The sequence below is a fragment of the Streptomyces sp. NPDC029292 genome, from assembly GCF_055569295.1.
Genome location: NZ_JBVHXR010000006.1, coordinates 17,568 through 30,640, shown reverse-complemented (window position 1 = coordinate 30,640; position 13,073 = coordinate 17,568). Strand labels below are relative to the sequence as shown.

The following is a 13,073-nucleotide window of genomic DNA, read 5'->3' as shown; positions in this document are numbered from 1 at the left end:
CATGGGTCAGCGGATCGCACGGAGCCGACGGACACTCTTCGAGCGCGAGAGCGAACTCGCCGCGGTCGAGGAGGCGTTGGGGGAGCTCACCGGCCTGCGCGGGGACGGCGGTGAGCCACCGGAGCGCCCCCGCGGCGCGCTTCTCGCCTTCGCCGGACGTGCCGGGATCGGGAAGACCACGCTCCTCGCCGAAGTACGGCGGCGCGCCGCCGCCAAGGGCTGCACCGTGCTGTCCGCGCGCGGCGGCGACCAGGAGCAGCGCGTCGCCTTCCACGTCGCCCGCCAGCTGCTGCAGCCGCAGCTCGCCGGGACCGCGGAGCCCGAACTCCGCGCCTCGCTGGGCAGTTGGTACGCGATCGTCGGCCCCGCGCTCGGCCTGTGCGCCCCGGCCGAGGGCGCCCCGCCCGACCAGCAGGGCCTGCGCGACGGCCTCGACTGGGTGCTCACGCATCTCGCGGTACAGCGCGCCCCGATGGTGCTCGTCCTGGACGACGCGCACTGGGCCGACCCGGAGTCGATGAGCTGGCTCGCCGCGTTCGCGCCGCGCGCCGAGGAACTCCCGCTGCTGCTCGCGGTCGGCTACCGGCCCGAGGAACTCCCCGACCACGCCGAGGCGTTCAGGGGGCTGCCCGGCCGCGCGGGCCAGCGCCCCCTCGACCTTGAACCGCTCAGCGCGGCGGCCGTCGCCCGTCTCGTCCGGGAGGATCTCGGCACCCAGGCCGACGACGCGTTCTGCCGCGAGTGCTGGGCGGTCACCGCGGGCAACCCCTTCGAGGCCGTCGAGCTGACCGCGAAGGTGCGCGACCGCGGACTGACCCCGACGGAGGCCGGGGCACATCTGCTGCGCGACCTGGCCGCCGCCGTCAAGGGCAGCGGCCTGATCGCCCGCCTCGAACGTCTCGGTACCTCGACCGTCCGCTTCGCCTGGGCCTGCGCGGTGCTCGGCACGGAGATCCATCCGGCGCTCGCCGCAGCCGTCGCGGGCCTCGGCTCCGAGGAGGCCGCCGACGCGGCCGACGCGCTGCGCGGCGCCCGCATCCTGACCGGCGCCGTGACGGCCGCGGGCACGCTCGAATTCGTCCACCCGCTCATCGCCACCGCCGTCTACCGCGCCATCCCCGGCGGCGTCCGCGTCGCCCTGCACGGCCAGGCCGCCTGGTGCATCATCAACGAAGGCATCGGCGCGTCCGCCGCCGCCCGCCACCTCCTGGAGACCCACCCCGACGGCGACACCTGGGTCGTCCAGCAACTGCGCGCCGCCGCCCGCGAGACCCTGCGTGCCGGAGCCCCCGACGCCGCCCGCCGCTACCTGGCCCGCGCCCTGCGCGAACCGCCGCCCTTCAAGGACCGGGCCGCCGTCCTGTACGAACTGGGCAGCGCCTCCCTGCTCACCGAACCGGCAACCACCGTCAACCACCTCCGGGCAGCCCTCGAAGAACCCATCACCGACCCTGAGCTGCGCCATCACATCGTCTACCGCCTCTCCCAGGTCCTCGCCCACAGCGACCGCCTCGGCGAGGCCTCCGACACCCTCGCCCGCGAGACCCGTCTGACCGGCGACGCCCGGGTGCGGCTGCGCATGCAGTCCGAGCAGTTCATGTGGGACGCCTTCCGCGCCGACGAACCCGACTCGCCGGCCCGCTCCCGCCGCCTGGCCCGCCTCGCCGACCGGCTCACCGGCCGTGAACTCACCGAGCGCTATGTCATCGGCCTGCGGGCCTGGGACGCCACCCTGCGCGGCGAACCCGCCCACATCGCCCTCCACCACGCCGAACGCGCCCTCGCCGGAGGACTCGGCTGGGCCGAGGCCGACCGCGGCTTCGAGGTGCCCGTCCTGGTCGCGCTCACGTTCATGTACGCGGACAGGCCGGGGCGCACGGAGGAACTGTTCGCCACCGGAATCGCCGACTTCGAGGCCCAGGGCTGGCACGGCGCCCACCTCTCCTTCGGCTACACCCTGCTCGCGTACGTCCGTTACCGCCGCGGCCGCCTCGCCGAGGCCGAGGACTTCGTACGGGCGGGCCTCAGGCTCGCCGAACGCGTCGGGCCCGGCACCCCCGTGCACTGGTATGCCGTCGGCGTCCTCATCGAGATCCTGCTCGCCCGCGGCCGGATCACCGAGGCCGCACAGACCGGCGAGGACTACGCGTTCGGCGCGCCCTTCCCGGCCGCCGTGACCTTCCCCGACGTCCAGACCGTGCACGGGGAGCTGCTGCTCGCCCGCGGCCTGACCAAGGACGCCGCCACCGAGCTGGCCGCGGCCGGGCGCCGCCTCGACCCGCGCGGCATGCGCAATCCCGCCTGGTGCCCGTGGCAGCTCCACCTCGCCCGCGCCGAGAGCCACGACGCCCCGGAACGCGCCGTCACCACGGCACTCGACGCGGTGAACCGCGCCCGCCAGTACGGCACCCCCTCCGCGATCGGACAGGCACTGCGCGCCGCCGCCGATGTCTCCTCCGGCTCGGTCCGCGTCAAGTTGCTGGAAGAATCCGTCGGCCATCTGGAGCGCTCCCCGGCCGCGTACGAGCTGGCCTGTGCCCTGGTCGCGCTCGGCACCGAACTGCGCCGCGCCGGCCGCCCCAAGGAAGCCGCCGAACACCTCTACCGGGGGCTCGACGCGGCCGTCCAGTGCGGAGCCGACGGCCTGGTCGAAGAGGCCCGCGACGAACTGGCGGCGGCCGGTCTGCGGCCCCGTCGCCTGCACAGCACCGAGACGGACACCCTGACGGCCCGCGAACGCGCCGCCGCCGCGCTCACCGTCCGGGGCTGCGGCACGGCGAAAATCGCCGAGGAGCTGCACACCGACGAGCCGACCGTCGTACGCCTGCTGTCGGCGGTCTACCGGAAGGTGGGCACGGACCGTACGGGACTCGATGCCGCGCTGGGGGAACACCCGTCTCCGTAGCGGGGAACACCTGTCCTGGCGGGGGCGCCCCCGGGGCCCGGTTCACGGCCGTGCACGTACCATTGCGGCATGTCCTTCCTCCGCCGCCGCAGCGCCACACCCGCCGGGCCCGACTTCGACGTTCTGGCCATGGACCCGGGCGACTGGCCGGGCAATCTCGGCGCCGGCCTGCTGCCCGCCCCCGACGGCAGCTGCCAGGGCGTCTTCCTGCGCTACGACCTGTTCGGCGGCCGTGGCCCCGCGATGATCATCGGCAATCTGCCGGAGGGCTCCCCGGCCCGCGACGTCGCCGAGGGAGAGGTCCCCTTCGAGGTGGCCCAGCTGCTGCTCGCGCTGGAGAACGAGGAGGAGGTCACCGTCACCGGGACCGAGGACATGCCGGTGATGCAGGGCGACAACCTCCTGATCGTGCGCCGCCTCAAGCTCTCCGAGACGCGCATCTCCTGCGTGCAGTTCGACCGCAGCGACAATGTGCTGGTGACCATCGCCGCCTGGGACCGCCCCATCACCGACGACCTGTACGCACTGCTCAAGCCGCTGCCCCCGGAGCTCTTCCAGCAGGGCTGACCACCGCGTACGGCCCGCGCCCGGCTCAGGCGGCCGCCCGCCAGCCGAGTGCCGGGCCGAGTCCGGTGGCGATGTCCGTGAGGATCTGGACATAGTCGTCGTGCTCGAAGGTGAAGGGCAGCGCGAACGCGACCTCGTCGATCTCCCGGAACGCGGCGTGGGCGTAGAGCCGTTCGGCGATCTGGTCCGAGGTGCCGACCAGATCGGGCGCGAACATCATGCGGGCCGGACCCTGCGGAGTGGCGGTACGCGGGGTGCGCTTCAGGGCGTACTCCTCGTACCTCCTGCGCTGCTCGGGTGAGGCGCTGTCGGTCGGGATGACGACCAGTCCCTGGGAGACGCGGGCGCGGTCACCGTCGGGATGGTGGGCGCGGAAGGTCCGAATGTGCGACAGCTGGATCTCGGCGAAGTCCTCGGACTCCTCCGCCTTCACCACGCTGCTGGTCAAGAAGTTCATGGCGTGCTCACCGGCCCACTGAGCCGATCGCAGGCTTCCGCCGCCGTACCACATGCGGCGGCCCAGGCCTGGCGAGTGGGGCTGGACGCGGTCCGAGAACACCTCGAAGCCCTCGATGCCGCTGAAGTCGGTGGCCGGTTTGCCGCGTACGAAGTCCAGCAGCCGTGCCATGCGGTCGTAGCTGAAGTCCTCGACGTCGGCGGTGTCGGGGTAGAGCGCGTGCTTGACCTCGTCGTAGTGCATCGGCGGACCGACGCTGAGACCCGGATTGAGACGGCCGCCGGACAGGATGTCGACCGTCGCCAGGTCCTCGGCCAGCCGTAGCGGGTTCTCCCACCCCAAGGGGATGACCGCCGTGCCGAGTTCGATGCGGCTGGTGCGCTGCGAGGCCGCCGCCAGGACGGCGACGGGGGAGGAGATGCCGTACTGGAGATGACGGTGCCGCACCCAGGCGCTGTCGAAACCCAGCCGCTCACCCAGTTCGATGATCTCCAGCGTCGACTCGTGGCCCCGGCGGGGGTTGTCCCCGTCGAACAGCCCGATGGTCAAGAAGCCCAGCTTCCGCAACGGTTTCGAGGGCAGCGGCACAGGGCTCCTCCAATGTCCGCGGCAAGGTCTGCCGAACACCAGTACTGCGCCAATTGTGGCAGGCGGCGATCACCTGTGGGGATGCCGACCCGCTTGCGATGTCGCGGTTGCGAGATGTCCCGCCTGCGCCACCGGGATTCGGTGACAGGGCATCCGGCGCCATCGGATTCTGTCCAGCACCGCATGAACTTCGCCTCCCGTGCGTGGAAAGGTGCTGACCAGATGAGGCGGATCCGCCTTGCGGCGGTGATATCGGCCGGGCTCGCGCTGGCCGCCGGTGGTGTGCCGCCCGTCGCCGCGGGCCCGGCCCGACCGGGCATGGCGGCCACGGCGACGGGCGGCCTCAGTGCCCCACAGCACGGCCACCGGCCTGCAAGGCCCAGTCTCCTGGCGGCGCTCGTCGCGCTCTGCGAGCGCTACTGGGACGACGCCGTCCCTCTGCGGGTCGACGACTCCGGAACGGTCAGCATGGCAGGCCGCCCGCCGGGGCTGGGTGTAACGGGCCGTACGAGAAGCTGAGGACGGCGACGACAGCACGCGACCGAAAGGAGCCCCCATGACCGACGGTTCTCTCATCGCGGAGAGTCTCAAGGTCGGCACCCATCTGAAGGACCTGCGGATCGAAGCCCGGGAGATCTACCGGTTCCGCCCGCAGAACCTCGGGCCGGGGCAGCCGGACATCTGGACTGTCATCGAGTTCACTGTGGAGGTCTCCCGCGCGGCAGAAGTCGCCGAGGCGCTCTCGCACGCGTTGGACCAGCCCGGCTGGTACGTCGATCTGCGGTCCGCCGAGGAGACGTTCGTGGTGTTCCCGGGGCAGGTCCTGCGCTTTCCGCGGGGCGATAGCGCGGGCCGGACCCAGGCCCGCCGGATCGGCCGGACCTTCGGTGTCCCGGAACACCAGCTCGACTGGCCGCAGTGAGGCCCGGCGCCGGGCCCGCTGCGTGCGGACCCGGCGCCGGCCGTCACGAGGTCGACTGAACCACCTGGACGTCCGCCGCCCGCACGAACGCCACCCGGTGCCCGAACTGGATCTCGTAGTACATGTCGGTGCCGATCACGACCTTGTGCGCTGCCGTGTCGAAGGTCGGCGCGTAGTAGTACTCGCCCGGTACCTTGTCGCCGACCGCGTACCGCTGGCCTTCGAGCAGCTTGTACGGCAGCGGCGAGACCGACTGGACGGGCACGCCCGCCGGGTAGGCCTCCTTCTCCGGGTAGGCGCGACCGTAGACGGGAATCTCCTTGAGCCCTGCCTTGGGCGTCACCACCGGCCCCGACGCGTTCACGGCCGTCCGCTGGTTCTTCGGGTTCTTGAACCAGGCCTTCTGGCCCAGGTACCAGATCGCCGTCCAGTCCCCGTCACGGTCGGCGACCGCGTACCGCTGACCCGTGGAGATCCGTGAACCGACGTCGTTCACGTCGATCGTCGAGTCGTCGCCCTTGGGATACAGCCCGATGTCCTTGATGAGCGGCGAGTTCTCGTCCGCCGCGCTGTAGAGCCGTACCTCGCTGGAGCCGTGCGCCGCGCAGGGCACGCCCTTGGTGTCGCAGCCCGTGTACTCCGGGCGGTTCTCGGTGAAGTCCGGCAGTACGGTGACCAGACCGCCGCCGGCCTTCGCGGTGCGGGCGAGGGGATGGCTCAACAGGGTGAAGTAGTGCTGCCAGTCCCAGTACGGGCCCGGGTCGGTGTGCATGCCGGGGATGGTCGACGTCGTCGGGCCCGGAACGTTGTCGTGCCCGAGGATGTGCTGCCGGTCCAGCGGAATGCCGTACTTCCCGGAGAGGTACTGCACCAGCCGCGCCGAGGCCCGGTACATCTCCTCGGTGTACCAGGCGTCCGGCGAGGCGAGGAAGCCCTCGTGCTCGAGGCCGATCGACTTGGCGTTGACGTACCAGTTGCCCGCGTGCCAGGCCACATCCTTGGCCTTCACATGCTGGGCGATGTGACCATCGGTCGAGCGCAGGGTGTAGTTCCACGACACATAGGTCGGGTCCTGGACCAGCTTCAGAACACCGTCCCAGGTGCCCTCCGTGTCATGGATGACGATGTACTTGATGCTCTGCGCAGTGGGCCGGTCGCCGAGGTCGTGATTTCCGTAGTCGCCCTCGCCGAACTCCTCGTACGGAGCAGGCACCCACTCGCAGGACACCGTCTTGGGGCACTCCGTGCCATCGGTGGAGGCCGTACGCAGTCCCGCTCGCTGGAGCTGTGCCGTGTCGGGGCCGAGGCCCGGCTGGGCGGCGAGCTCCACCTGCTGACCGGCGTCCGTGGTGCGCTGCTCGCCGTCGCGGATCACCTCGTAGACGTCATCGGCGTACGTCGCCGCCGTCGCGCTGTCGTCCGCGCCCGAGAAGCGGGCCACCGCCCCGTACCAGTCGGCGGCGTTCTCGCTCAGCGGCTCGCCGAGATCCTTCTGCGCCGCGGCGAGGAGCGCCGCGCCGCCCGCCACATTGGCGGCCGCGTCCGTACGCAGCTGCTCCGCCGGGAGGCCGGTGAGTTCGGCGGCCTTCGGCAACGTCTTGAGGCGGGCCGGGAGTTCGGTGTTCTCCGGCACCTTGGTGTCGGGGAGGAGGGCCACGCGCGAGCTGTCGCCGCGGGCGTCCTCCGTGCCCTCGCTGTGGTGCGGCGCCTCCGCGAGCGCCGTACGCGCGTCGGTCAGGTGCATGGGCCCGTAGCCGCCGCTGACGCTCGGCGCTCCGGCGTGCGCGTCCCAGCGGGACTGGAGGTAGGAGACGGCGAGGAGCACGCTCTGCGGCACCTGGTATTCGGCAGCCGCGGAGGCGAAGGCGCTCTGCAACTGTGCGGAGGACACCAGTGCGGTGCTGCCGGACGGTGCCGCGCCGAGCAGCGGCAGCAGCAGCGCCGCCGAGGCGACGGCACCCGCGGTCCTGCGTGCGCGTCTGTACCCGGCGGTGGTGGCCTTGGGGTCGGTGGCGGATCCTCGCAATGCAGCCTCCTGGGACGGTCGAGCGCGGTGGGGCGTGCGGGGGCCGAACGTGCGTCAGTGGTATCGGCTCTCCGACGATCCGTCAATCATGCCCAGAGGCGGGCGATTTCCCATGTCAGCAATGAGTGAAAGGGTTTTCGTGGCGGCGGCGATCCCGCCTGCGGGGCGTCAGTGGCGTGGACCAATAACCCGATCGGGGGACGCCCGGACACTCGGGGGATGCCCGGACATGACGAAGGTCCGCGGTTGCGCCGCTGTCCAGGCGCAACCGCGGACCGCCATCCCCGTCAGCGAGTGCCGACCGCCGCTCGAACAGCCCGTCGGGCCAACTGGCAGTCGTCGTGCAGCCGCCTCAGCAGCAGCCGCTGTTCCTCACCGGACGGCGCAGCACCCGGGTGGGCCGGTCCCGGTGCCGCCGGGGTCGCGTCGTGCATCGAACGCTGCACGGCCGTCTCATAGGTACGGATCTCGCGGGTCAGTACGAGCATCAGGTTCACCAGGAAGGCGTCGCGCGCCGCGGGCCCCGCCGACTGCGCGAGCTGACTGATCTGGCGGCGCGCCACCGGAGCGTCACCGAGGACCGCCCACAGCGTCGCCAGGTCGTACCCCGGCAGATACCAGCCCGCGTGCTCCCAGTCCACCAGCACTGGACCGGCCGGTGAAAGGAGGATGTTCGACAGCAGGGCGTCGCCGTGACAGAACTGGCCCATGCCCTGGCGGCCCGCCGAGTGCGCGATGCCGTGCACCAGCTTCTGCAGATCGCCCATGTCCCGGTCCGTGAGCAGACCCAGCTCGTGGAAACGGGAGATCCGCTCCGCGTAGTCCAGCGGGGCGTTGAACGTCCCCGCGGGTGGCCGCCACGCGTTCAGCCGGCAGATCGCACCCAGCGCCGCCCGGATGTCCGCGCGGGGCGGAGCCTCGGCCGGATGCCGCTGCAGGGCGGCCACCCGGCCCGGCATCCGCTCGATCACCAGGGTGCAGTTGTCCGGGTCCGCCGCGATCAGCCGGGGCACCCGGACCGGCGGCCGGTGCCGCACGAACGAGCGGTAGGCAGCTATTTCATGCTGGATCTGCTCGGCCCAGATGGGGGAGTGGTCCAGTAAGCACTTGGCGACGGCCGTGCTGCGCCCTGTCGTGCCGACAAGGAGCACGGAGCGCCCGCTGCGGCGCAGCACCTGGACCGGAGCGAACTCCGGACAGATCCGGTGCACCGACGCGATCGCCGTGCGCAGCTGCGCGCCCTGAGGGCCGGACAAGTCGAGTCTCCCGCTGAGCGGTTGGGTGCCGAGCCCCGGAACGCGCCGTGTCCTGCCGGCACCGAGCACGGGGGCCGCCGCAGGGCGCGCGGGGTCGAGGTAGGGGCCGCTGCCGCCCGGGCGGGGGTGCAGCGACCGGGGCGGAGCGGACACGGAGGACGATGCTGCGTACATGGGCGAAACAGATCCCTTCGTGTGCCTGCAAGTTGCCGCGCTACCCGCCCCGGCCGCCCTGGTCCACCTGGGGAATGTCCCTGTGGCAACCGGGTCGGGGTGGCGCTTTCCTACCTGACACCCGATGCCCAGTGGCACACCATCTGGCGAACCCTGGCGAACCCTGGCGAATAGTCGCTCAGCAACTGACAGAGGGTTACTGTCAATTCAGCCGAGAACCTGGGGGCTTGTTGTGAACGGACAACCCAACACCCGTCTTTCGGACCTGTTCGGCCTGGCCGGCTGGTCCAAGGGCGAACTCGCGAGGATGGTCAACCGGCAGGCGGCGGCCATGGGCCACCCCCAACTGGCGACCGACACCTCACGGGTGCGGCGTTGGATCGACATGGGAGAGATCCCGCGCGATCCGGTACCGCGGGTGTTGGCAGCTCTGTTCACCGAGCGTCTCGGCCGTGTCGTGACCATCGAGGACCTCGGTCTGGTCCGGCACGGGCGCGTGGGGAAACGGCCGGGCGGCGGGAATGCGGAACATCCCGACGGAGTGCCGTGGGCGCCCGAGCGGACTGCTGCGGTCCTCACCGAATTCACGGGAATGGACCTCATGCTCAACCGACGCGGCTTGGTGGGCGCGGGTGCCGCGCTCGCCGCAGGATCCGCACTCAGTACTGCCATGCACGATTGGCTGCACACCGATCCGGCTCTCTCGGCCGACGCTCCCCAGTTCGACGATCCCCTGCACGCCGACCTCGCTGGGTTCGACCGCTATGAGGCCGCCCCCATCGGGTCGCAGGAGATCGAGGAACTGGAGCGCTCGGTCGAGGTGTTCCGGGCCTGGGACGCGGCCCGCGGCGGCGGGCTGCAGCGCAAGGCTGTGGTGGGCCAGCTCAATGAAGTGGGAGGCATGCTCTCCTATCGACACCCCGACCACCTCCAGCGGCGCCTGTGGGGCGTCGCCGCCAACCTCGCCGTCCTCGCGGGCTGGATGTCGCACGACATCGGCCTGGAGCCCACGGCTCAGAAGTACTTCGTCATCGCCGCCCACGCGGCCCGTGAGGGCGGTGACCGGCCCCGCGCCGGGGAGGCGCTCTCGCGAGCGGCTCGCCAGATGGTGCACCTGGGCCGGCCCGACGACGCACTCGATCTCATGAAGCTCGCCAAGTCCGGATCCGGCGACGAGGTGCTGCCTCGCACCCACGCCATGCTCTACACCATCGAGGCCTGGGCACAGGCGTCCATGGGCAAGGGCCAGGCCATGCGGCGCACCCTCGGCCAGGCGGAGGAGTTGTTCGTCTCCGACCGGGGCGACGTGCCTCCGCCGAGCTGGATGCAGCTGTTCGACGAGGCGGACATGCACGGCATGCAGGCCCTCGCCTACCGCACCCTCGCCGAGCACGAGCCCGCCGCGGCGGCCACCGCACAGCGCCATGCGAAGGAGGCGCTCAGGCTGCGCGAGTCGGGCCGGGAACGGTCGAAGATCTTCGACCATATCTCCCTCGCCTCGGCCTGCTTCATCGCCGACGACCCCGAACAGGCCGACCGGTACGCGCGACTGGCTCTGACGTCGATGGGGGCCAACTCCTCCCACCGCACCTGGGACCGGCTGCGCGAGATGTACCGGCTCACCGGGCAGTACTCCAGCTATCCGAAGATCCACGAACTGCGTGAGGAGATCAAACTCGCTCTCCCCAAGAGCGCGTTCAAGCCCAGGGGCGGCAACAGCGCGCGGGCGTGAGCCCCTGGCGATGAGCCGTCAGGGGGCAACCCTGGCGATGAGTACGCAGGCGTCGTCCTCGCGCTCGGACTCACCGAATTCCTCGACAACCATCCGTACACAGTCCTGGGCGCTGCGCGCTTCGTCGAAGCGCGGGGCCAGGTCGAGCAGCCTCTGGACGGCCGCCGTTCCTCCCTCACTCTCGGCTTCTCCCGAGCGGGGGGACCCCCATCGCCGGGGCACCAGCCCGTCGGTGTGCAGCAGCAGCAGGTCGCCCGCTTCGAGCGTCTCCTCGGTCTGCCCGTAGACGGCGCCCGATGTCGCCCCGAGCAGCACGCCGTCCGGCGCCGGCAGCACGCGCCCCGTCCCGTTGTGGAACAGCAGTGGGGCGGGGTGGCCTGCCTGTGCCCAGCTGAGGGTGCGGGTCTCGGGCCGGTAGCGGCAGCAGACGGCACTGCCGAGGGCCGGCTGGACAGAGGCGTCGAGTAACTGGTTGAGCCAGGAAAGGAGTTGACCCGGCTGGGTGCCTGCCACGGCCATGCCGCGCAGGGCGCCGAGCAGCATCGCCATGCCGGACGTCACGGTGACTCCGTGGCCGGTGAGGTCGCCCACGCTCAACAGGGTTTCCCCGTCGGGAAGTTCCAGGGCGTCGTACCAGTTGCCGCCGATCAGTGCGCTGGTCGACGACGGCAGATAGTGGGCGGCGAGGTCCAGGGTCTCGGGACCCCGCTGCGGGAACCGTAGGGAGCCACGCCACGGCGGCAGCACGGCCTCCTGCAGCTCGACCGCGAGCCGGTGCTCGGTCTGCGCGATGTGCCGCTGGCGTTGCAGCGAGTCACGGGTCTCGCTCACCGTCCGCTGGCTGCGGCGCAGTTCGCTGACGTCACGCAGCACGGCCCACATCGAGGCGGTGCTGCCGTCGGCGTCGAGCACGGGCTCGCCCATCATGTGCACGGTCCGCACCTCGCCGTCGGGGCGCACTATGCGGAACTCACCGTCGATGGGCTTGGCGTCGATGAGGCAGTCCGTGACCATCGCGGTCAGCATCGGCCGGTCCTCGTCGAGCACCAGCGACGGCAGTTCGTCGAGCGTGAGCGGGGGAGCGGCGGGGTCGCGGCCCAGGATCTGGTAGAGCTCTCCCGACCAACTGGCCTCGTCCGTCAGCAGATTCCACTCGGCGCTGCCGACCCGGCTCAGCAGTGAGCCGCGCCGGGATGCGGCCGGCACGGCTCGGACGGCGGGTGCGGCTGGGGGTTGGACGGGCACGGGAGGTGGTCCGTCCCGCAGCTGGGCCAAGTGCTCGTCGAGGTCGTTGAGTTGATGCATCGCCAGATTGCACAGCGCACGCTGCCAGCGTCCCTGCGGGTCCTCGCCGTCGCCGGGCGCGTCACGCCGTACGGCGTCCACCTCGCCGCGCAGCCGCCGCGTCTGCGAAATGAGCGCGTCGACCGTGCCGCGCTGGGGCGGCTGGGCGGCTGGGCGGTCCGCAGAGAGATGGGAGGGCATGACGTACTCCGATGCGGGGACGGTACGACCAAGGCTGACGGAAGGACCGTTACGACTGTTGCACAGCCCGCGATGCCCTGTAAGGGATTTGGCAACACCCGATACGGTGGTGCTTCTGGCATATGCCGCAGTCCTCATGGGCCGAGCGTGTGGCCCCTATGCAGTACGCGCCTTACGAGGTCAAGTCGTAGGCAGCGTACGTGACTTGATGGTCTGTTGGGGCGCGCGCACTCTAGGTTCATTCTCTTGTTCGAGGAGCAGGTGTGCGAGTCAGGGGGAGTGGACGAAGTCCCGTACCTCGGCCTCGTAGAGGGAGGTCGGGTCGATGCCCATCGAGGCGAAGTTGCCCTCGATCTCCAGGCTCACCAGACCGTGCAGATGGGCCCACAGCAGTGTGGTGCGTGAGGCGACCGCCGCCGGCACGTCCTCGACTCCGTGCCGCTTCATCCACTCCCGGAACTGGGCTGCCGGGCCTTCCGGAACCGGCGTGCCCGGTGTGGCGAGGGTGCTCACCACGTTCAGTACGACGTTCATGGCCGGCTGCGCGGCCTCGACGAGGCTCGTGGACTGCGCGTCGTAGCCCTGCAGGGGTGCCCGGAAGAGCAAGCGGTAGCGGTGCGGCTGGGTCAGGGCCCAGGTGCGGTAGGCCGCTACCACGGAGGTCAGGCGTGCGGCCCCGTCCTTCCTCGTGTCGTCGGCCGCGCGGGCGAGCGTGGACGCCAGGTCTCCGTACGCGTCGATGACCAGCTCGGTCAGCAGGCTGTCCCGGTTGGCGAAGTAGCGGTAGAGCGCGGGGCCGGTCATCCCGACCTGTTTGGCGATGGCGTTGAGCGACAGCGCTTCCGGGCCGCCTTCGGCCAGTTGCCGAAGGGCCGCCGTCTTGACTTCCTGCTGTACCTGCGCGCGGAACCGATCGCGCAGGCCAGGCCCCGTGCGGCTCTCTGCGGCCATGTCATCGCCT

At 71.1% G+C, this 13,073-nt stretch carries 10 protein-coding genes; 5 read left to right on the top strand and 5 right to left on the bottom strand.

The features are described from left to right. Window position 1: 1 nt before the first annotated feature. Both ACZ4WS_RS15320 and ACZ4WS_RS15315 read left to right on the top strand, forming a co-directional pair. The gene (locus ACZ4WS_RS15320; protein ID WP_467980598.1) at window positions 2-2,905 is read left to right on the top strand and encodes a helix-turn-helix transcriptional regulator; all 2,904 of its coding nucleotides are present in this window, start codon (window positions 2-4) and stop codon (window positions 2,903-2,905) included. 69 nt (window positions 2,906-2,974) lie between these two features. Further along, window positions 2,975-3,472, top strand: a complete 498-nt coding sequence (locus ACZ4WS_RS15315; RefSeq protein WP_467980596.1) for a hypothetical protein — start codon at window positions 2,975-2,977, stop codon at window positions 3,470-3,472. Between the two features lie 25 nt (window positions 3,473-3,497). Here ACZ4WS_RS15315 and ACZ4WS_RS15310 read toward each other — a convergent pair whose 3' ends face one another. Further along, a complete protein-coding gene (locus ACZ4WS_RS15310) occupies window positions 3,498-4,517 on the bottom strand; it encodes an LLM class flavin-dependent oxidoreductase (RefSeq protein ID WP_467980594.1) in 1,020 nt (339 codons plus the stop codon). 222 nt (window positions 4,518-4,739) lie between these two features. On the opposite strand from ACZ4WS_RS15310, the gene ACZ4WS_RS15305 reads away from it, so the two are divergent. Next, the gene (locus tag ACZ4WS_RS15305) at window positions 4,740-5,036 is read left to right on the top strand and encodes a hypothetical protein (protein WP_467980593.1); all 297 of its coding nucleotides are present in this window, start codon (window positions 4,740-4,742) and stop codon (window positions 5,034-5,036) included. 37 nt (window positions 5,037-5,073) lie between these two features. Continuing rightward, on the top strand, window positions 5,074-5,439 hold the full coding sequence (locus ACZ4WS_RS15300; protein WP_467980591.1) for a hypothetical protein: 366 nt from the start codon (window positions 5,074-5,076) through the stop codon (window positions 5,437-5,439). 43 nt (window positions 5,440-5,482) lie between these two features. Here the strand turns inward: ACZ4WS_RS15300 and ACZ4WS_RS15295 are convergent, their stop codons facing one another. Continuing rightward, a complete protein-coding gene (locus ACZ4WS_RS15295; protein WP_467980589.1) occupies window positions 5,483-7,465 on the bottom strand; it encodes an N-acetylmuramoyl-L-alanine amidase in 1,983 nt (660 codons plus the stop codon). A 287-nt stretch (window positions 7,466-7,752) separates the two neighbouring features. Further along, window positions 7,753-8,895 (bottom strand): aminoglycoside phosphotransferase family protein, encoded by a 1,143-nt coding sequence (locus tag ACZ4WS_RS15290; protein WP_467980588.1) that lies wholly within the window; start codon window positions 8,893-8,895, stop codon window positions 7,753-7,755. A gap of 232 nt (window positions 8,896-9,127) precedes the next feature. Between ACZ4WS_RS15290 and ACZ4WS_RS15285 the strand changes: the two genes are divergently transcribed. After that, window positions 9,128-10,627: a DNA-binding protein NsdB gene (locus tag ACZ4WS_RS15285; RefSeq protein WP_467980587.1), complete on the top strand. Its 1,500-nt coding sequence runs from the start codon at window positions 9,128-9,130 to the stop codon at window positions 10,625-10,627. Between the two features lie 18 nt (window positions 10,628-10,645). On the opposite strand, the gene ACZ4WS_RS15280 is transcribed toward ACZ4WS_RS15285, so the two are convergent. Beyond that, complete coding sequence (locus ACZ4WS_RS15280; protein WP_467980586.1) at window positions 10,646-12,112, bottom strand: PP2C family protein-serine/threonine phosphatase; 1,467 nt, start codon at window positions 12,110-12,112, stop codon at window positions 10,646-10,648. Window positions 12,113-12,382: 270 nt separating this feature from the next. After that, the gene (locus ACZ4WS_RS15275; RefSeq protein ID WP_467980584.1) at window positions 12,383-13,063 is read right to left on the bottom strand and encodes a TetR/AcrR family transcriptional regulator; all 681 of its coding nucleotides are present in this window, start codon (window positions 13,061-13,063) and stop codon (window positions 12,383-12,385) included. Window positions 13,064-13,073: the final 10 nt, after the last annotated feature.

Bases quoted from the DNA above. Each gene is read 5' to 3' on its own strand.
- ACZ4WS_RS15300 (WP_467980591.1), top strand. From the start codon at position 5,074: ATGACCGACGGTTCTCTCATCGCGGAGAGTCTCAAGGTCGGCACCCAT.
- ACZ4WS_RS15275 (WP_467980584.1), bottom strand. From the start codon at position 13,063: ATGGCCGCAGAGAGCCGCACGGGGCCTGGCCTGCGCGATCGGTTCCGC.
- ACZ4WS_RS15280 (WP_467980586.1), bottom strand. From the start codon at position 12,112: ATGCCCTCCCATCTCTCTGCGGACCGCCCAGCCGCCCAGCCGCCCCAG.
- ACZ4WS_RS15305 (WP_467980593.1), top strand. From the start codon at position 4,740: ATGAGGCGGATCCGCCTTGCGGCGGTGATATCGGCCGGGCTCGCGCTG.
- ACZ4WS_RS15290 (WP_467980588.1), bottom strand. From the start codon at position 8,895: ATGTACGCAGCATCGTCCTCCGTGTCCGCTCCGCCCCGGTCGCTGCAC.
- ACZ4WS_RS15315 (WP_467980596.1), top strand. From the start codon at position 2,975: ATGTCCTTCCTCCGCCGCCGCAGCGCCACACCCGCCGGGCCCGACTTC.
- ACZ4WS_RS15320 (WP_467980598.1), top strand. From the start codon at position 2: ATGGGTCAGCGGATCGCACGGAGCCGACGGACACTCTTCGAGCGCGAG.